The organism is Mesorhizobium sp. M0296, assembly GCF_040321675.1.
GTDB lineage: Bacteria > Pseudomonadota > Alphaproteobacteria > Rhizobiales > Rhizobiaceae > Mesorhizobium.
The window spans coordinates 28414-48183 of record NZ_JAMYRZ010000043.1; the positions used below are offsets into that span (position 1 = coordinate 28414).

The 19770-nt window shown below is 62.0% G+C and carries 18 protein-coding genes and 1 tRNA gene; 17 read left to right on the plus strand and 2 right to left on the minus strand.

Going from position 1 to position 19770, the window contains the following annotated elements; translation table 11 throughout:
- From nuoH to NKI97_RS29475, 14 genes are all read left to right on the plus strand, one after another.
- Entirely contained in the window at nt 1-1044 is a 1044-nt protein-coding gene (gene nuoH / locus NKI97_RS29410; RefSeq protein WP_352450011.1) for an NADH-quinone oxidoreductase subunit NuoH, read from the plus strand.
- A complete protein-coding gene (nuoI, locus tag NKI97_RS29415; protein WP_023676622.1) occupies nt 1044-1535 on the plus strand; it encodes an NADH-quinone oxidoreductase subunit NuoI in 492 nt (163 codons plus the stop codon). The genes nuoH and nuoI overlap by 1 nt, the downstream gene beginning before the upstream one ends.
- 118 nt (nt 1536-1653) lie before the next feature.
- Complete coding sequence (locus tag NKI97_RS29420; protein WP_023676621.1) at nt 1654-2274, plus strand: NADH-quinone oxidoreductase subunit J; 621 nt, start codon at nt 1654-1656, stop codon at nt 2272-2274.
- Between the two features lies 1 nt (nt 2275).
- Nucleotides 2276-2584, plus strand: coding sequence for an NADH-quinone oxidoreductase subunit NuoK (nuoK, locus tag NKI97_RS29425; RefSeq protein ID WP_023676620.1), 309 nt, complete (start codon nt 2276-2278; stop codon nt 2582-2584).
- A gap of 10 nt (nt 2585-2594) precedes the next feature.
- Nucleotides 2595-4568 carry an NADH-quinone oxidoreductase subunit L gene (gene nuoL / locus NKI97_RS29430; protein ID WP_352837923.1) on the plus strand — a complete coding sequence of 658 codons (1974 nt, stop codon included), beginning with the start codon at nt 2595-2597 and terminating at the stop codon, nt 4566-4568.
- Nucleotides 4568-6073 (plus strand): NADH-quinone oxidoreductase subunit M, encoded by a 1506-nt coding sequence (locus tag NKI97_RS29435; RefSeq protein WP_352450009.1) that lies wholly within the window; start codon nt 4568-4570, stop codon nt 6071-6073. The genes nuoL and NKI97_RS29435 overlap by 1 nt, the downstream gene beginning before the upstream one ends.
- An 18-nt stretch (nt 6074-6091) precedes the next feature.
- Nucleotides 6092-7528, plus strand: coding sequence for an NADH-quinone oxidoreductase subunit NuoN (gene nuoN, locus NKI97_RS29440; RefSeq protein WP_352450008.1), 1437 nt, complete (start codon nt 6092-6094; stop codon nt 7526-7528).
- A 4-nt stretch (nt 7529-7532) separates the two neighbouring features.
- A complete protein-coding gene (locus NKI97_RS29445; protein WP_352450007.1) occupies nt 7533-8354 on the plus strand; it encodes a biotin--[acetyl-CoA-carboxylase] ligase in 822 nt (273 codons plus the stop codon).
- Nucleotides 8355-8439: 85 nt separating this feature from the next.
- The gene (locus NKI97_RS29450) at nt 8440-10110 is read left to right on the plus strand and encodes a ribonuclease J (protein ID WP_352450006.1); all 1671 of its coding nucleotides are present in this window, start codon (nt 8440-8442) and stop codon (nt 10108-10110) included.
- A gap of 139 nt (nt 10111-10249) precedes the next feature.
- On the plus strand, nt 10250-10654 hold the full coding sequence (gene mce / locus NKI97_RS29455) for a methylmalonyl-CoA epimerase (RefSeq protein WP_352450005.1): 405 nt from the start codon (nt 10250-10252) through the stop codon (nt 10652-10654).
- Nucleotides 10651-10935 carry a DUF1467 family protein gene (locus NKI97_RS29460; RefSeq protein ID WP_023676613.1) on the plus strand — a complete coding sequence of 95 codons (285 nt, stop codon included), beginning with the start codon at nt 10651-10653 and terminating at the stop codon, nt 10933-10935. Before mce ends, NKI97_RS29460 begins: the two co-directional genes overlap by 4 nt.
- A gap of 560 nt (nt 10936-11495) precedes the next feature.
- Complete coding sequence (gene proS / locus NKI97_RS29465) at nt 11496-12824, plus strand: proline--tRNA ligase (RefSeq protein WP_352450004.1); 1329 nt, start codon at nt 11496-11498, stop codon at nt 12822-12824.
- Nucleotides 12821-14107, plus strand: a complete 1287-nt coding sequence (locus tag NKI97_RS29470; RefSeq protein WP_352450003.1) for a lipoprotein-releasing ABC transporter permease subunit — start codon at nt 12821-12823, stop codon at nt 14105-14107. Before proS ends, NKI97_RS29470 begins: the two co-directional genes overlap by 4 nt.
- Nucleotides 14104-14787, plus strand: a complete 684-nt coding sequence (locus NKI97_RS29475; protein WP_254818120.1) for an ABC transporter ATP-binding protein — start codon at nt 14104-14106, stop codon at nt 14785-14787. The genes NKI97_RS29470 and NKI97_RS29475 overlap by 4 nt, the downstream gene beginning before the upstream one ends.
- A gap of 387 nt (nt 14788-15174) precedes the next feature.
- On the opposite strand, the gene lipB is transcribed toward NKI97_RS29475, so the two are convergent.
- Nucleotides 15175-15918: a lipoyl(octanoyl) transferase LipB gene (lipB, locus tag NKI97_RS29480; protein WP_352837926.1), complete on the minus strand. Its 744-nt coding sequence runs from the start codon at nt 15916-15918 to the stop codon at nt 15175-15177.
- Nucleotides 15919-16093: 175 nt separating this feature from the next.
- On the opposite strand from lipB, the gene NKI97_RS29485 reads away from it, so the two are divergent.
- Nucleotides 16094-16178: transfer RNA gene (locus NKI97_RS29485), tRNA-Leu, on the plus strand.
- 137 nt (nt 16179-16315) lie between these two features.
- On the plus strand, nt 16316-17821 hold the full coding sequence (locus NKI97_RS29490; protein ID WP_352837928.1) for a DUF6538 domain-containing protein: 1506 nt from the start codon (nt 16316-16318) through the stop codon (nt 17819-17821).
- A gap of 1078 nt (nt 17822-18899) precedes the next feature.
- Here NKI97_RS29490 and soxR read toward each other — a convergent pair.
- Nucleotides 18900-19334 carry a redox-sensitive transcriptional activator SoxR gene (gene soxR / locus NKI97_RS29495; protein WP_352450000.1) on the minus strand — a complete coding sequence of 145 codons (435 nt, stop codon included), beginning with the start codon at nt 19332-19334 and terminating at the stop codon, nt 18900-18902.
- A gap of 85 nt (nt 19335-19419) precedes the next feature.
- On the opposite strand from soxR, the gene NKI97_RS29500 reads away from it, so the two are divergent.
- On the plus strand, nt 19420-19770 hold a 351-nt coding region (locus NKI97_RS29500; RefSeq protein ID WP_352837930.1), incomplete at its 3' end, for an SDR family NAD(P)-dependent oxidoreductase.

Here is a 19770-nt window from a genome sequence, read left to right on the forward strand (position 1 = left end):
ATGGACACCTTCTTCTCCTTCTACGTGCTGCCGGCGCTGCTGATCCTTTTGAAGTCGGTCGTGCTGATCGTCGTTCTGTTGATATTCGTCGCCTATGTGCTTTACGCCGACCGCAAGATCTGGGCGGCGGTGCAATTGCGCCGCGGACCGAACGTCGTCGGTCCGTGGGGCACGCTGCAGGCCTTCGCCGATCTGCTGAAATTCGTCTTCAAGGAACCGGTGATCCCGTCCGGCGCCAACAAGGGCGTTTTCCTGCTGGCGCCCTTGGTGTCGGCGGTGCTGGCGATCTCTGCCTGGGCGGTCATACCGGTCAATGAAGGCTGGGCGATCGCCAACGTCAATGTCGGCATCCTCTATGTCTTCGCCATCTCCTCGCTCGAGGTCTATGGCGTCATCATGGGCGGCTGGGCCTCCAATTCGAAATACCCCTTCCTCGGCGCACTGCGCTCGGCGGCGCAGATGGTGTCCTACGAAGTCTCGATCGGTTTCGTCATCGTCACCGTGCTGCTTTGCGTCGGCTCGCTCAACCTATCCGACATCGTCTTGTCGCAGCAGGACGGGCTGGGCACGCGGCTCGGCCTGCCCAACACCTTCCTCGACTGGCATTGGCTGTCGCTGTTCCCGATGTTCATCGTCTTCTTCATCTCGGCGTTGGCCGAGACCAACCGGCCGCCCTTCGACCTTGTGGAAGCCGAATCGGAACTCGTCGCCGGCCATATGGTCGAATATTCCTCGACGCCGTTCCTGTTGTTCTTCCTCGGCGAATATGTCGCCGTCGTCCTGATGTGCGCGCTGGCCACCATCCTGTTCCTTGGCGGCTGGCTGCCGCCCTTCAACTTCGCGCCGTTCACCTGGGTGCCGGGGCTGATCTGGTTCGTACTCAAGGTCTGCCTGGTGTTCTTCATGTTCTCCATGGTGAAGGCGTTCGTGCCGCGCTACCGCTACGACCAGCTGATGCGGCTCGGCTGGAAGGTCTTCCTGCCGATCTCGCTGTTCATGGTGGTCGCTACCGCCGCTTTCCTCAAACTCACCGGGTTTGCCTGATGTCAGCATTATCCCAGGCCGCCAAGTCACTGCTTTTGCAGGATTTCGTCAGCGCTTTCTTCCTGTCGATGCGCCAGTTCTTCGCGCCGAAGGAGACGATCAACTATCCGCATGAAAAGGGGCCGGTCAGCCCGCGCTTCCGTGGCGAACATGCGCTGCGCCGTTATCCTAACGGCGAGGAACGCTGCATCGCCTGCAAATTGTGCGAGGCGATCTGCCCGGCACAGGCCATCACCATCGAAGCCGGCCCACGCCGCAATGACGGCACGCGGCGCACCGTGCGCTACGACATCGATATGGTGAAATGCATTTACTGCGGCTTCTGCCAGGAAGCCTGCCCGGTCGACGCCATTGTCGAGGGGCCGAATTTCGAATTCGCGACGGAAACGCGCGAGGAGCTGTATTACGACAAGGACCGGCTCCTGGCCAATGGCGACCGCTGGGAGCGTGAACTGGCGCGCAACATCTCGCTGGATGCGCCTTACCGCTGATATTTGACGCATGGACGGGGCGAGGGGCCTCGTTTAAGGAACACGCAACTTGCCGACCGGAGGCGGTGGCAAAAAACAGGACGAACGTCCTGTTCTGACAGGAAACCCGGGGGAACCCATGCTGAGTGGACTAGAGGCGGCCTTTTTCTACCTCTTCGCCTTTGTCGCGGTGGCATCGGCGTTCATGGTCATTTCGGCGCGCAATCCCGTGCATTCGGTGCTGTTCCTGATCCTGACCTTCTTCAACGCCGCCGGCCTGTTCATGCTGACCGGCGCCGAGTTCCTGGCGATGATCCTGCTCGTCGTCTATGTCGGCGCGGTGCTGGTGCTGTTCCTGTTTGTCGTCATGATGCTCGACGTCGACTTCGCCGAAATGAAGGAAGGCGCCCTGCAATATGCACCGATCGGCGCGCTGGTCGGGCTGATCCTGGCGGCGGAGCTGATCGTCGTGCTCGGCGGCTATACATTCGCGCCGAAACTGGCGGCGACGGTCGCGAAACCCATTCCGGACCTGGCCGCGCGCTCGAACACGGCAGCGCTCGGCGACATCCTCTATACGGATTACCTCTATTACTTCCAGGTGGCGGGGCTGGTGCTGCTGGTCGCCATGATCGGCGCCATCGTGCTGACGCTGCGCCATAAGCCGGGCGTCAAGCGGCAGTCGATCGCCGCCCAGGTCGGCCGCACGGCAGCAACCGGAGTGGAAATCCGCAAGGTCAAGACGGGCGAAGGAGTCTGAGATGGTCGTCGGCATCGCGCACTACCTGACCGTATCGGCGATCCTGTTCACGCTCGGCGTGTTCGGCATCTTCCTGAACCGCAGGAACGTCATCGTCATCCTGATGTCGATCGAGCTGATCCTGCTTGCGGTCAACATCAATTTCGTCGCCTTTTCGGCGGCGCTCGGCGATTTGGTCGGCCAGGTGTTCGCACTGTTCGTGCTGACGGTCGCGGCGGCCGAAGCGGCGATCGGCCTTGCCATTCTCGTCGTCTTCTTCCGCAACCGCGGCTCGATCGCGGTCGAAGACGTGAACATGATGAAGGGTTGACGGAACCACCATGTATCAGGCCATCGTCTTCCTTCCGCTGCTCGGCTTTCTGATCGTCGGCCTGTTCGGCACCTCGCTCGGGGCCAAGGCTTCCGAATACATCACCTCGGGCTTCCTGGTGATCGCGGCCGTGCTGTCGTGGGTCGCCTTCTTCTCGGTTGGCTTCGGCGGCGGCGAGGTGTTCACCGTGCCGGTGATGCGCTGGATCCAGTCGGGCGGGCTGGAGGCGTCGTGGGCGCTCAGGATCGACACGCTGACGGTGGTGATGCTGGTAGTTGTCAACACGGTGTCGTCGCTGGTCCACATCTACTCGATCGGCTACATGCATCACGATCCGGACCGGCCGCGCTTCTTCGCCTATCTGTCGCTGTTTACCTTCGCCATGCTGATGCTGGTGACGGCCGACAACCTCGTGCAGATGTTCTTCGGCTGGGAAGGCGTCGGCCTTGCCTCCTATCTGCTGATCGGCTTCTGGTACAAGAAGCCGTCGGCCAATGCGGCTGCGATCAAGGCCTTCGTCGTCAACCGCGTCGGCGATTTCGGCTTTGCGCTCGGCATATTCGGCGTGTTCGTGCTGTTCGGCTCGGTCAATCTCGGCACCATCTTCGCCAATGCGGCGACGTTCATTCCGGCGGAAGGCGCGCCGCAAGGTGCGGCCGTGCTGACCTTCCTCGGCTATGCACTCGATAAGCAGGCTGCGATGACGGTCGTCTGCCTGCTCCTGTTCATGGGCGCTATGGGCAAGTCGGCGCAGGTGCCGCTTCACACCTGGCTGCCGGATGCCATGGAAGGCCCGACGCCGGTCTCGGCACTGATCCATGCCGCGACCATGGTGACGGCAGGCGTGTTCATGCTGGCGCGGTTGTCGCCGCTGTTCGAGCTGTCGCATTCGGCATTGACGGTGGTCACCTTCATCGGCGCCTTCACGGCCTTCTTCGCGGCGACCGTCGGTCTCGTCCAGAACGACATCAAGCGCGTCATCGCCTATTCGACCTGTTCGCAGCTCGGCTACATGTTCGTGGCGCTCGGCGTCGGTGCCTATGGCGCAGCGATTTTCCATCTGTTCACCCACGCCTTCTTCAAGGCGCTGCTGTTCCTCGGCTCTGGCTCGGTCATCCACGCCGTCTCCGACGAGCAGGACATGCGCAAAATGGGCGGCCTGAGGACGCTGATCCCGACGACTTACTGGATGATGGTGATCGGCACGCTGGCGCTGACCGGTGTCGGCATTCCGGTAACGATCATCGGTACGGCCGGCTTCTTTTCCAAGGACGCCATCATCGAAGCGGCCTTCGTCGGCCACAATGCGGTCGCCGCGTTTGCCTTCATATTGCTGGTCATTGCTGCCTGCTTCACCTCCTTCTACTCCTGGCGGCTGATCTTCATGACCTTCCACGGCGAGCCGCGGGCCAGCCACGAGGTCATGCACCATGTCCATGAATCGCCACCGGTCATGCTGGTGCCGCTGTTCATCCTGGCGGCGGGCGCGCTGTTCGCCGGCGTGATCTTCCACGGCGCCTTCATCGGCGAGGGCTATGCCGAATTCTGGAAGGCGTCGCTGTTCACGCTGCCGGACAACCACATCCTGCACGAAATCCACGAAGTGCCGTTGTGGGTCGAGCTGTCACCGTTCATCGCCATGCTGATCGGCTTTGCGATTGCCTGGCAGTTCTATATTCGCGCGCCGGAAATGCCTCGGAGCGTCGCCGCCAACCATCGCCTGCTCTACGCCTTCCTGCTCAACAAATGGTATTTCGACGAGCTCTACGACTTCCTGTTCGTGCGGCCGGCAAAGCGCCTCGGCAGCTTCCTGTGGAAGACCGGCGACGGCACCGTCATCGACGGGCTCGGGCCGGACGGCATTTCGGCGCGCGTCGTCGACGTCACCAACCGGGTCGTCAAGCTGCAGACCGGCTATCTCTACCACTATGCCTTCGCCATGCTGATCGGCGTTGCCGCACTCGTCACCTGGATGATGCTCTGATGACCGCCTGGCCGATCCTATCGCTGGTCACCTTCCTGCCGCTGGTTGGTGTGCTGCTCATCCTTTTCGTGCGTGACGACAGCGAGAACGCGCGCCGCAACATCCGCGCCATAGCACTGTTCACGACCGCGTTCACGTTTGTGATTTCGCTGTTCATCTGGACCGGCTTCGACAATTCGCAGCCCGGCTTCCAGTTCGTCGAGAAGTTTGCCTGGCTGGATTCCGGCATCTCCTACCATATGGGCGTAGACGGCATCTCCATGCTGTTCGTCATCCTGACCACCTTCCTGATGCCGCTCTGCATCCTCGCCTCGTGGGAATCGATTGAGAAGCGCGTCAAGGCCTATATGATTGCCTTCCTGCTGCTCGAGACGCTGATGATCGGCGTGTTCTGCGCGCTCGACATCGTCTTGTTCTATGTCTTCTTCGAAGCCGGCCTGATCCCGATGTTCATCATCATCGGCGTGTGGGGCGGCAAGCGGCGCGTCTATGCCTCGTTCAAGTTCTTCCTCTATACGCTGGCCGGCTCGGTGCTGATGCTGCTCGCCATCATGGCGATGTTCTTCCAGTCCGGCACCACCGACATCCCGACGCTTCTGACCCACAACTTCCCGGCCAATATGCAGACCTGGCTATGGCTTGCCTTCTTCGCGTCCTTCGCGGTGAAGATGCCGATGTGGCCGGTGCACACCTGGCTGCCGGACGCGCATGTCGAGGCGCCGACGGCCGGCTCGGTGATCCTGGCCGCCATCCTGCTCAAGATGGGTGGGTACGGCTTCCTGCGCTTTTCGCTGCCGATGTTTCCGATCGCATCCGAAATGTTCGCGCCGCTGATCTTCACGCTCTCCGTTGTCGCCATCATCTACACCTCGCTGGTGGCGCTGATGCAGGAGGACATGAAGAAGCTGATCGCCTATTCGTCGGTCGCTCACATGGGCTTCGTTACCATGGGCATCTTCGCGATGAACCAGGAAGGCGTCCAGGGTTCGATCTTTCAGATGCTGTCGCACGGCCTGGTCTCCGGCGCGCTGTTCCTCTGCGTCGGCGTCGTCTACGACCGCATGCATACGCGTGACATCGATGCCTATGGCGGGTTGGTCAACAACATGCCGAAATATGCAACCGTGTTCATGATCTTCACCATGGCCAATGTCGGCCTGCCCGGCACCAGCGGCTTCGTCGGCGAGTTCCTGACCATGCTCGGCGTGTTCCGGGTCAACACCTGGGTAGCGTTCTTCGCCGCCACCGGCGTCATCCTTTCGGCGGCCTATGCGCTCTGGCTCTACCGCAAGGTGATCTTCGGCGCACTGACCAAGGAAAGCCTGAAAGGCCTGCTCGACCTGTCGACGCGCGAGAAGGTGATCATCTATCCGCTGGTCGCGCTGGTCATCTTCTTCGGCGTCTATCCGGCGCCGATCTTCGACGCGACCGCCGAATCGGTCAAGGCGCTCGTTACCAATGTCACCGCATCCATCGGCGCCGCGCAGACCGCGGCGGCGAACTGACTGGGGGTTTTGCGAACCATGACGCCGGACCTTCTCTCAAGCCTGTCGCTCTCGACGCCAGAGCTGATCCTCGCCATCGGCGCCTTGGCGCTGTTGATGCTCGGCGCCTATTCGCGCGCCAACACCACTGTCACGGTGAGCGGCCTTGCCGTCGCCGTGCTGGTGATCGCCGGCGCCTGGCTGGTCTTTTCGCCGGGACAAGGCAACGCCTATGGCGAAGCCTTCATCCAGGATCCGTTCGCCCGCTTCATGAAGGTGCTGGCGCTGGTCGGCTCGGCGGTGACGCTGGTCATGTCGGTCCGCTTTGCCCAGGCGGAGCGTTTCGACAAGTTCGAATATCCGGTGCTGATCCTGCTCTGCACGCTCGGCATGATGCTGATGATCTCGGCCAACGGCATGATCGGGCTCTATCTCGGCCTCGAGCTGCAATCGCTGGCGATCTACGTGCTGGCGGCGATCAACCGGGACAATCTGCGCTCGACCGAGGCCGGGCTGAAGTATTTCGTCCTTGGCGCGCTGTCGTCAGGCATGCTGCTTTACGGTATCTCGCTGGTCTACGGCTACACCGGCAACACCGGCTTCCAGGAGATCGCCACGGCGCTGAGCGGCGGTGAGCGCCAGCTCGGCCTCGTCTTCGGCCTGGTCTTTGTGCTGGCCGGCCTTGCCTTCAAGATCTCGGCGGTGCCGTTCCATATGTGGACGCCCGACGTCTATGAGGGCGCGCCGACGCCGGTGACGGCTTTTCTGGCGGCGGCACCAAAGATGGCGGCGATGGCGCTGATGGTGCGCGTCACCATGGGCGCCTTCAAGCCGATCGCCGCCGACTGGCAGCAGATCATCGTCTTCATCTCGATTGCCTCGATGGCGCTTGGTGCCTTTGCGGCCATCGGCCAGACCAACATCAAGCGGCTGATGGCCTATTCCTCCATCGGCCATATGGGTTATGCTCTGGTCGGCCTTGCCGCCAACAGCCAGGACGGCGTGCGCGGCGTCGCCATCTACATGCTGATCTATCTGGTGATGACGCTCGGCACCTTCGCCTTCATCCTCGCCATGCGGCGAAAGGAGGGCAATGTCGAGCAGATCAGCGATCTCGCCGGCCTGTCGGCGACCAATCCGATCATGGCGACGATCCTCACCATCCTGATGTTCTCGCTGGCCGGCATCCCGCCGCTCGCCGGCTTCTGGGGGAAATGGTACGTGTTCCTTGCCGCCATCAATGCCAACCTCTACGCGCTGGCGATCATCGGCGTGCTGGCCTCTGTGGTGGGCGCCTATTATTATCTGCGCATCATCAAGATCATGTGGTTCGACGAACCGGTCGGCGGCTTCGTGCCGATGGCGACCGAACTGCGCGTCGTGCTCGGTGTCTGCGGCGCTTTCGTGCTGTTCTACGTGCTGATCGGCGGCACGATCGGAACCTACGCAGCAGCCGCGGCCAAGACCTTCTTCTGACGGAATGACGTTCAGGCTGGCTCCAACCGCGGCTTCGGACGGGTTCCGGCTCGAGGCGCACGACACGGTCGGCTCCACCAACGCGCTGGCGCTGGAGCACGCACGGGCCGGCGATCCGGGCAAACTCTGGGTCGTCTCCAAAAAGCAGGAAGCCGGGCGTGGCCGCCGTGGCCGCGCCTGGGCGACGCCCGAGGGCAATCTGGCAGCGACGCTGCTGGTGATCACCAACACCGAGCTTCGGCTTGCCGCGACGCTCGGCTTCGTTGCCGGACTGGCGCTGGCCGACGCGCTCGATGCTGTCGTGCCGAAGGGCAGGATCGCGATCGGCCTCGATGGTGCGAGCCAAGGCAAGAACCGTTTCGAACTGAAATGGCCGAACGATGTGCTTGCCTCGGGCGCCAAGCTCGCCGGCATCCTGCTGGAATCGGCGATGCTGGATGGTGATCGTTCGGCGGTGGCTGTCGGCATCGGCGTCAACGTGGTGGCATACCCTGAGGATTTGCCTTATCCAGCGACGTCGCTCAGCGCGCTGGGGTCTGCTTGCGATGCCGAGACGCTGTTTCTGGCCCTGTCGGATGCCTGGAGCGAGAATGCGCGGCTGTGGAACGAAGGGCGTGGGCTTGCCGCCGTCAGGCGGCGGTGGCTGGCGCGTGCGGCGGGGCTTGGCGGCCAGGTTGCTGTCAGAATTGACGGTAATGTGGTGCGCGGCACCTTCGAGACCATTGACGAGGACTGCCGTTTCGTGATCCGCGACGATCAAGGTTCGGTTCTGACGATCGCCGCCGGCGACGTGCATTTCGGCGCGGTTGCCTCGGCCGGTGTTTGACCGGCCAATACGTTTGACTGGCCAGGTATTTGACCAGCTTGAATTTGACCGGCCCACAATTTTGACCGGCAAGGAAGGAAAGATCATGGCGACAGCGGAAAACGCCGAACTTGTCTTCGTGCCGCTCGGCGGTGTCGGCGAGATCGGCATGAACTTCGCCCTCTACGGCTATGGGCCGGCCAATGCGCGCGAATGGATCGTGGTCGACGTCGGCGTCACTTTTCCCGATGCAACCCTGCCCGGCGTCGACCTGGTTCTGCCCGACACGCGTTTCATCGAGGAGAACGTCGCCAATCTGCGCGGCATCGTCATCACCCATGCGCATGAGGACCATTACGGCGCGCTCCACGATATCTGGCCGAAGCTCAAGGCGCCGGTGTGGATGACGCCGTTCAGCGCCGGCCTACTGGAAGCCAAGCGGCAGGGCGAGCAAGGGGCGCCGAAGATCCCGGTGACGATCTACCGTGCCGGCGAGAAATTCACCGTCGGCCCGTTCGAGATCGAGGCCATCCCTGTTGCGCACTCCATTCCCGAACCGATGTCGCTGGCGATCACGACGCCGGCCGGCGTCGTCATCCATACCGGCGACTGGAAGATCGATCCGGCGCCGACGGTCGGGCCGATGACCGACGAGGCGCGCTTCCGAGCCTATGGCGACAAGGGCGTGCTGGCGCTGGTCTGCGATTCCACCAATGCGATGCGGGAAGGGGAATCGCCGTCCGAAGTGGCGGTGGGCGAGGGCCTCAAGAGCGTCATCCAGAACGCCAAGGGCCGGGTCGCCGTCACCAGCTTCTCCTCCAATGTCGGACGTATCGTCTCCATCGCCAAGGCGGCGCGGGATGCCGGCCGCCAGTGCCTGGTGATTGGCCGCTCGATGAAGCGCGTCATCGATGTGGCTGATGAACTCGGCTATATGGACGGGTTGCCGGAATTCATCGCCGAGGAGGATTACGGCTTCATCCCGCGCGAAAACCTCGTCATCATCTGCACCGGCAGCCAGGGCGAGCCGCTTGCCGCACTTGCCAAGCTGTCGCGCGACGAGATGAAGTCGGTGGCGCTGACGGCCGGCGACACGGTGGTGTTTTCCTCGCGCACCATTCCCGGCAACGAGAAGGCGATCCTCGAAATCAAGAACCGCCTAATCGATCTCGGCATCAAGATCATCGAGGACGGCGATGCGCTGGTGCATGTCTCCGGCCATCCACGCCGCAGCGAATTGCGCAAGATGTATGAATGGGTGCGGCCGCAGATCGGCGTTCCCGTGCATGGCGAAGCGGCGCATCTGGTGGCGCAGGGCTCGCTGATGTCGACGTCCGGCATCGGCCAGGTCGCGCAGGTGCGCGACGGCGACATGCTCAGGCTGTATCCGGGTGCCGCCGCCATCATCGACCAGGTGCCGTTCGGCCGCATCTACAAGGACGGAAGGCTGATCGGCACCGACCAGGCGATGGGCATTCGCGACCGCCGCAAGCTGTCCTTTGCCGGCCATGTCGCCGTCAATGTCGTGCTCGACGACAAATACGAGCTTGCCGGCGATCCCGATCTCGTCGCCATCGGCGTCGCCGAGGCCGACGGCAGCGGCGAGAGCCTGGAAGACCTGATGATCGATGCGGCAATCGGCGCCGTGGACTCCATCCCCCGCCAGCGCCGAAAAGACCTCGACCTGGTCCAGGAGGCGGTGCGGCGCGCGGTGCGCGGCGCGGCCAACGAAGCCTGGGGCAAGAAGCCGCTGGTGACAGTGTTCGTCACGCGGTGACGAACAAGGGAGTAGGGGAGTAGGGCAGTAAGGGAGTAGGGAAGTAGGAAGTAGGAGCGCAAACAGATGCACTTCTAGATCCTTTTTTCCATACTCCCTACTGCCTTACTCCCCTACTCCCCTAACCCGGGAGTACGCTATGCTCGGACGCCTCAACCATGTCGCGCTTGCGGTGCCGGATCTGGCCGCGGCTGCGGCGGTCTATCGCGATACGCTTGGCGCGCGCGTGACCGCGCCGCAGGCGCTGCCGGAGCATGGCGTTACGGTGGTGTTCGTCGACGTCGGCAACACCAGGATCGAGTTGCTCGAGCCGCTCGGCGAAGCCTCGCCGATCGCCGCATTCCTCGCGAAGAATCCGTCCGGCGGCATGCACCATGTCTGCTATGAGGTGGACGACATTGTTGCGGCGCGCGACCGTCTCAAGGCCAGCGGCGCGCGCGTGCTGGGCGACGGCAATCCGAAGATCGGCGCACATGGCAAGCCGGTATTGTTTCTGCACCCCAAGGATTTCTTCGGCACGCTGGTCGAACTGGAGCAAGCATGAGTTGGGTTTCGTTTGTCGCCCTGTTCTTCGCCACATGGTGGGTGGTGTTGTTCGCCGTCCTGCCGTTCAGCATGCGGACGCAGGACGAGGATCGGGACGTGACGCTTGGCACGGTTCCGAGCGCACCGCGCGGACCGCACATGCTGCGCGCGGCGCTGCGCACGACGATCGTCACGCTGGTCCTCATGGGTATCTTCTACGGCATCACGAGAGGGCTTGGCCTCGGTATCGACGACATCCCGCACATCGTGCCGGATTTCAACCAGAGCCCAGCGCATTAGCCGGCTACCTACCGTGTCCGACTATCCCAGCCTAGCCGAGGCTCTGAAATCAAGCCGAGCCAGCAAGGTCAACCCAAAGTAAAGGCCGGGGCGAGTTTGGGCTGACGCAACGTCATGTAGTTTGGTAATCTGTCGTGCTAACCAGATGATTGCACAAAAAAAATGCAAGGCGCGAGGCCTTGCAATTTAAACGCGTCCGATCTGTTTCCGGTGTCCGGCGGCAGCGAGTTACCGCGCCTAGATCGCATCCTCCCAAGACTTTGACCGCGTAGGAGGGCAGATTTTTCTCCGCCCTCTCGGTTATGGGGGCACACTAGCCTAAGGCGGGTGAAAATGTCACGAAGAATTTTGCCCGGAAACAGGCAATCTCGTGCTGCAGTGCACAATAGTACGGCAGGCGTTGCTTGCGAAACGCCCAGCAAGCCGTGTGCGGCAATTGCGGCGTCTATGCAGCGCCTGGGCCGGGTTTCCATTCCGCCATGAAATGGCTATGAAGCCGGGGCAAGCAAGCCAGCGCTGCGCCGATTCCGGCGCCGCCATCCTCTCTCACGGACCAGTCCATGCGTTTGTCGCGCTATTTCCTGCCCATTCTCAAAGAAAATCCGCGCGAGGCCGAGATCGTCTCGCATCGGCTGATGCTGCGCGCCGGCATGATCCGCCAGCAGGGGCAGGGCAGCTTTTCCTGGCTGCCGCTCGGCAAGCGGGTGCTGGACAAGGTCTGCCGGATCATTCGCGAGGAGCAGAATCGCGCCGGCGCACTCGAAATCCTGATGCCGACCATCCAATCGGCCGAGCTGTGGCGCGAAAGCGGCCGCTATGAAGACTACGGCAAGGAGATGCTGCGCATCAAGGACCGGCAAGACCGCGATATGCTCTACGGGCCGACCAACGAGGAGATGGTCACCGAGATCTTCCGCTCCTATGTCAAGTCCTACAAGGACCTGCCGCTCAACCTCTATCACATCCAGTGGAAGTTTCGCGACGAGGTGCGCCCGCGCTTCGGCGTCATGCGTTCGCGCGAGTTCCTGATGAAGGACGCCTATTCCTTCGACCTCGATTATGAAGGCGCCAAGGCCGCCTATAACCGCATGTTCGTGTCCTATCTCAGGACGTTTACGCGCATGGGGCTGCAGGCCATTCCGATGCGCGCCGACACCGGGCCGATCGGCGGCGACCTCAGCCATGAGTTCATCATCCTGGCCGACACCGGCGAGAGCCAGGTGTTTTGCCATCGCGACTATCTCTCGCTTGAGGTGCCGGGGGCGGATACCGACTTTTCGAACGACGCCGAGATCGCCGAGATCGTCAAGACGTGGACGACGCCCTACGCCGCCACCGACGAGATGCATGACGAGGCGGCATGGGAGAAGGTGCCCGCGAGCGACCGGGTCTCTGCGCGCGGCATCGAGGTTGGGCATATCTTCCATTTTGGCGACAAATATTCCAAGCCGATGAGTGCCAAGGTGACCGGCCCGGACGGCAAGGATCATTTCGTTTCTGGCGGTTCCTACGGCATCGGCCCGTCGCGGCTGGTCGCGGCGATCATCGAAGCCAGCCATGACGAAAACGGCATCATCTGGCCGGAAGCGGTGGCGCCGTTCGATGTCGGCCTGATCAACATGAAGGCTGGCGATGCCGAATGCGACCGCGTCTGCGGCGAGCTGAATGCCGCCTTTGCCGCCGCCGGCAAGGAGGTGCTCTACGACGACACCGACCAGCGGCCGGGCGGCAAGTTCGCCACCGCCGACCTGATCGGGCTCCCGTGGCAGGTGATCGTCGGGCCGCGTGGTGTCGCCGCCGGCGAGGTCGAGATCAAGAACCGCAGGACCGGCGAGCGCGAGACGCTGCCGATCGCGGACGTGAAGCAGCGCTTCGGTGCCGCCGCATGAGTGAAGCGGCGGCAGCAAGACCATCGGGCGCCGGACCTTTTTCCGGCTTCGAGCGCTTGGTGGCCTGGCGCTACCTGCGCTCGCGCCGCAAGGAGACGGTGATCTCGGTGATCGCGTCGATCTCCTTCCTCGGCATCATGCTAGGCGTGGCCACGCTGATCGTCGTCATGGCGGTCATGAACGGCTTTCGCGCCGAACTGCTGACGCGCATCCTCGGCGTCAACGGACACCTGATCGTGCAGCCGCTCGACATGCCGCTGGAGGACTATGGCCAGGTCGCCGGCCGCATCAACGGCGTGCCCGGCGTCAAATATGCCATTCCGCTGATCGACGGGCAGGTACTGGCGCAAGGCAATGTCGGCGGCGGCACCGGCGCGCTGGTGCGCGGCATACGCGGCGAGGATCTCGGCAAGATCACGATCGTCGCCAACAACATCAAGGCGGGCTCGATCGTCGGCTTCGACACCGGCGAGGGCGTCGCCATCGGCAGCCGCATGGCCGAGAATCTCGGCCTTGTGCTCGGCGATACGATCACGCTGATCTCGCCCGAGGGCGACGTCACGCCGCTCGGCACGACGCCGCGCATGAAAGGCTATCCGATAACCGCGATCTTTGAGGTCGGCATGTCGGAATATGACAGCTCCATCGTCTATATGCCGTTTTCGGAAGCGCAGCTTTATTTCAACATGGAAGGCAGGGCGCAGACGATTGAGATCTACGCCGACAATCCCGACAATATCGACGCGCTGAAGCCAAAGGTCGAAGAGGCGGCGCAACGGCCGATCACCCTCGTCGATTGGCGGGAGCGTAACAAGACGTTCTTCGACGCGCTGCAGGTCGAGCGCAACGTCATGTTCATGATCCTGACGCTGATCGTGCTGGTGGCGGCGCTCAACATCATTTCGGGCCTGATCATGCTGGTGAAGGACAAGGGCCACGACATCGCCATCCTGCGCACCATGGGCGCCACGCGCGGCGCGATCCTGCGCATCTTCCTGATGACCGGGGCTGCGATCGGCGTTGTCGGCACCATCGCCGGCGTGCTGCTCGGCATCGTGATCTGCCTCAACGTCGAGCGCATCCGCCAGTTCTTCTCCTGGCTGGCCAACGAGCGGCTGTTCAATCCCGAGCTTTATTTCCTGAGCCAGCTGCCGGCGCGCATGGATGCCAGCGAGACGATCTCGGTCGTTCTCATGGCTTTGGCGCTGTCGTTCCTGGCGACACTGTTTCCGGCGTGGCGCGCTGCCAGGCTCGATCCGGTCGAAGCGCTGAGGTACGAATGATGGCCGAGGCCATTATCGAGCTGAAGAGCGTCGAACGCCATTATGTACAGGGGCCGCGCAAGCTGACTATCCTGAACGGCGCCGATTTTTCGCTGAAGCGTGGCGAGATGGTGGCGCTTGTGGCGCCGTCGGGCACCGGCAAGTCGACGCTGCTCCACACCGCCGGGCTGCTGGAGCGACCGGACGCCGGCGACGTGATCCTGGCGGGGCGCGCCTGCGGCCGGCTTTCCGACGACGAGCGCACGGCGATCCGCCGCAACGATGTCGGCTTCGTCTACCAGTTCCATCATTTGTTGCCTGAGTTTTCTGCGCTGGAAAACATCATGATGCCGCAGCTGATAAAAGGGCTGCCGCGCAAGGAGGCGGCCGAGCGGGCGGCGCAATTGCTCGACTATATGCAGATCGGCAAGCGGGCACAGCATCGCCCCTCCGAGCTCTCCGGCGGCGAGCAGCAGCGGGTCGCCATCGCGCGTGCCGTCGCCAATGCGCCGCTGGTTCTTTTGGCCGACGAGCCGACCGGCAATCTCGACCCGGTGACCGCTTCCTATGTGTTCGAGGCGCTGGCAGCATTGGTCCGGCAATCGGGCCTGGCGGCGCTCATCGCCACCCACAATCACGAGCTCGCCTCGCGCATGGACCGCCGCGTGACGCTGGCCGACGGCAAGGTTGTGCCGCTTTAGGGTGCGCTGCAATTGAGGCGATGACGGCCTGCGAGCTGCCGTGCGCCGTCCCGCCGCTTTCGCGCGCCTGTCGGCCCCGAACGCTCGGCATCTCCCTCTCAACCCTTTCTTAACCCTGTCGAAATGACCGAGCGCAATTCCGGCGACGCCCGGACCGCGATCGTTGACATTCGAACAAAATTAGAACAAAATACGAACATACTAACAACAGGAGAGAGTTATGACCGATCTTGTTCAGGATGTCGTCTCGCTGGTGTGCATGAGCACGTTCCTCATTTCCATGGCAATCTGGATCGGCGCGATGTGAGGATTGAGCTCAAGGGCGGGCTCGATGCTGATGAGCGAGGGCCGCCTTCGCATATTGGCGCAGGCATTGGGGCGACTGTTTCAGCCGGCCTTGCGGGACACTTCGACAGGCGACACCGCGGCGGGCCCGAACACGTCCTCGAAAGCGGATTTCAGCGCCAGGTCGAGGTCGGCCATGGTCACGGGAAGGCCGAGGTCGACAAGGCTGGTGACGCCGTGATCCTGGACGCCGCACGGCACGATGCCGCTGAAATGGCTAAGGTCCGGCTCGACATTGATGGCGATGCCGTGAAAGCTCACCCAGCGCCTCAGCCTGATGCCGATGGCGGCGATCTTGTCCTCGGCCGCCGAGCCGTCGGGCAAAGCGGGGCGGTCCGGCCGAACCACCCAGACGCCGACGCGGTCCTCGCGGCGTTCGCCGCGTACGTTGAAGGCGGCCAGCGAGCCGATGATCCATTGTTCGAGTGCGGCGACGAAGGCGCGGACATCCTCGCGCCGCCGCTTCAGGTCGAGCATGACGTAGGCGACGCGCTGGCCCGGCCCATGATAGGTGTATTCGCCGCCACGCCCGGCGGCAAAGACCGGGAAACGGTCCGGCTCGATCAGGTCCTCGATGCGGGCGCTGGTGCCGGCGGTGTAGAGCGGCGGGTGCTCGACCAGCCAGACCATCTCGCCGGCGGCGCCGCTGCGGATTGCCTCGGAGCGCGCCTCCATCACGGCGAGCGCATCGGGATAGGCGGTGAGCCCGGGCTCGATGCGCCATTCGACCGGCGCCGAGCCGGGCAAGGGCAGGAACGACGTGGCGATCTGGCTGCGTTCTGTCATGATATCTCGTCTCGCCATTCATATGGCGGCAATTGGTACAAACGTCCAGTTCCGGCACGTTCGGCCCTTGAAGAGTTATGCCGATGTCCGGCCGATTATTGCTGGCCGCGCACTTGTTTCACCGGAAACGATTTGCTACACGCCGCGGGCCGGTTGGTTCCGGCTCCTACCACGTGCGGTCGTGGCGGAATTGGTAGACGCGCAGCGTTGAGGTCGCTGTGGGGCAACCCGTGGAAGTTCGAGTCTTCTCGACCGCACCATCAAATTCGTGAACTTGGCCCTCTAAGCCATTGAAACTCCAGTCTGGCAGAGCACCCGTTGATGAGGGCGCTTGGCGTTCTTGCCGAAATGCGATACAATCTAGGATACAAACTGAGATACATCGCGAGTTTGGCCCATGCGAAAAGAGGCCGTCGCAGAGCCCGCCAGAGACCCGGATCGCTACCTCGTCCAGCGCGACGGAATTTTCTATTATCATCGGCGAATGCCCGCCAAGATGGTCGGCATCGACGATCGCGGCAGGTTCATTCGCAAGTCCCTGGGAACGGACGAACGCCGCCTCGCACGTGCCATGCGCGACAAGCTCGAAGACGCGGACAAGACCCTGTGGGCGGTGCTTCTTTGCGGCGGCGAGGCAAGGTCAGCACTCGATCAGTATCGCGACGCCGTTCGCCGGGCTGAAGCCATGGGCGTTTCCTACCTTTCAAATGGACAGGTGGCAGGCTTTCAGAATGTCGATTCAATTTTAAAGCGTGTCGAGGCGCTGGAGCGCGTTCAAGCGGCCCCCGCGGTCGCCGACGCTCTCCTCGGCGGGGTGCAGGTGCCGCCGGTCAAAGTCTCCAAAGCTTTTGATCTCTACGCCGATGAGATCATGGCCCATGAAGTCGCGGGTAAGAGCCAGTCGCAGCGCCGAATGTGGAAGAAGGTAAAGCAGAGAGCCGTAAACAATTTCGTTGCCCTGATTGGTGACAAGCCGATCGGCGACGTCACGCGTGAAGACGGACTGACCTTCTACCGGTTCTGGCTCAAGCGCATCGCGCCGCCGCCAGACATCGGAGCCGCGACACATTCGGCGTCTGCCGGCAATCGAGACCTCGGCAACATGCGGGATCTCTACAGGCGTTATTTCGCTCATTTGGGCGAGGAACAAAAAGGCACCCCATTCGATGACCTCCGCTTTTCGGAGCGTGGCAAGCGCCGTCGTAAACGGCCGTCATTCGAACCCAAATGGATAACCGATCAGATCATGAGGCCGGGCGCTTTAGCATCCCTGGATGCTCAAGCGCGTCGCTGCGTTCTGGCGCTGATCGAGACAGGCACACGCCCAAGCGAGACATGCAATCTTGATGAGACCGTGATCTTCCTTGACACGCCGGTTCCGTATATTCGCATTACCCCACGAGAGGACGCCGATGATCCGCGCGAGATCAAGACCGAATGGTCAGTGCGAGATGTACCGCTGGTAGGCGTCGCGCTGGAAGTTTTTAAGAAAAATCCGCAGGGCTTTCCGCGCTACCGCAATCGTGAAGAGGCGCTTTCTGCAAACCTCAATAAATTCTTTAAAACACACAAACTTTTCCCGACACCGAAGCACAAGATTTATTCCCTCCGGCACAGTTTCGAGGATCGTATGAAGGAGGCAGGTATCGACAGCGAGCTTCGCAAAATCTTGATGGGGCCATACGATAGAGCGTGTAGAGTATGGTACGGGCGGATCGTTGCAATGGCGACGAGACGAACTCAAAAAAATTGCTTTGCCTTTCGATCCCGAGATCGTTTGAGCCGTTCCTGGACGCGCAGCATTGCGCCCATCTCTGCAAATCAATTTCTTCTTCTCCCGTTCAAGACGCTCGTAAATCGGGAGATACGCTCGTCCTTTGTTGCCAGCCTTGTGGATAGCTAGGGCGAGCGTATCCAGAGCGCGGTCAATTCTGTCTAAGGTCACGGGCTCAGGAACAGTGCTTACCTGTGGCAGAACACAGGTCATTGTCTGTCCCGTCTGTTTCCTGTTCGGCGATGACACAGACGAGATAATGGCAGCAGGCGCAGGTGAGAAAAGCGGTTTGCCTCCCGCATCGTGCAGCGGCGATACTTCGACGTAGAAATCGGAAAACACGCTTGCGGCAACTCTGCACTGTCAGATGCAGCTAGCCACATCCGGCCACATGAATTGCTGAGCGGACTCAGACGGGTCGATGCCCTTGAACCGGACACGAGACCGAATCGATCCGCAGGCTGTCGGCGGGCCGGAATGCCTCATCCGATCCGACCAAACCGATCGGAGGACGCAGGCAATGCCGGATTTGGTGGGCTATAATTACCTGAGGAGAGGCAATTAGCTGATCCGGATCAGTGCGTGGGAGCGCGAGTATCTCGGGAGGTCGCTTATGATTACCTTATCATTAGCATTCCTCGATATTGCGGCACCTTTGGGGTGAGTTTGACAAGCTTCACACGGCGATCGCTTGGCAAGAAATCGGTTATGAGATTCGTGTCGGTTCAATGATGGGCGGGACCAACTGCGCCGAAAGCGAACAAATTCGAATACTTAATGTAAAGTCTTGGGTCATGCTGTCCGAATGCAGTACCGTGCGGGCGATCAGCCAACGATTGGCGAAATTTTGAACAGGCTACCATTACCGATGGCCTAGACACCGTTTTCGTCCTTCGTTGCCGCAAGAAAGGTATCGCCAACCGCCGGATCAATCCGATCAGCCTGTGGCAACGCGCAACGGCTCCAATGCTCAGCGTTTCGGGGGGCTGAAGAGGTTGATGACTGCCGCACCCGGAGCAGTTCGACGTATTTCCTTATTTCGCTTGGCCCGCTGAAATGCAGCCGCATCTTTAGAAGGAACGAACCGTCTGGCAGGACGGCGCAAGCAATTGATGGCAACGCCGTCGAGTGGATGGAGAAAGTCAGCGACAAACGATACCGCCGCTGAACGTTACCGGTCCGCAGCGTCTCGCAATTGGCTGCCAACTCACCCCAGCCAATACCTCGGCCCCGGCCCCTTGCGTCCTGCCATATCGGCAGGGTTCGCAAGGCTACACCGGTCGATCGACAGGCAGCCGCAACCGATGCACTCGGTAAGCCCCGACCTCAGGCGCTGCAACTCGGCGATGCGCTGGTCGATGCGCTTGGTCCACTGGCCCGATAACCGCGACCAATCCCGACGCGACGGCACGCGATCGGCTGGCAACTTGGCCAGCTCGCCGCCGATCTCCTCAAGCGTCAGCCCAATTCGCTGCGCGAAGACGATGAAGGCGATCCGGCGCAGCACGGATCGCGGATAGCGTCTGTGTCCCGAGCCGGCCCGCTCGGACGCGATCAGCCCGCGCTCCTCGTAGAAGCGCAGGGCCGATGAGGCGACGCCGCTGCGCCGCGCCACGTCGGTGATGGTCAGCATGGAATCCATGCATGAACGAAAGCACAATTCCCGCTTGACTTCAAGTTAACTTGAACTTGTACCAAGAGGCATACGGATTAAAGGAGCACTGGCAATGCAGACGAATGTCGAACTTCAGGGACTTCGCGTGGCGGTCACGGGCGGCACGTCCGGCCTCGGACTGGCGCTTGTGCGGCAGCTTGCCGCGATGAATGCGTGCGTCGCCTTCGTCGCCCGCACCGCCGCGAATGTCGAACGCATCGCCGACGAGACGGGCGCGCACGGTATTGTCGGCGACGTCGGCAAGAAGGAGGACATCTACCCGATCGCGTTGCAGGTCACTGCCAGCCTTGGCGGGCTCGATGTCCTGATCAACAATGCGTCGAGCCTCGGCCCTGTCCCTCTGGCGCTCCTTGCCGATACCGAGTGCCAGGAGCTGGAAATGGCGCTCGCGGTCAATCTCGTC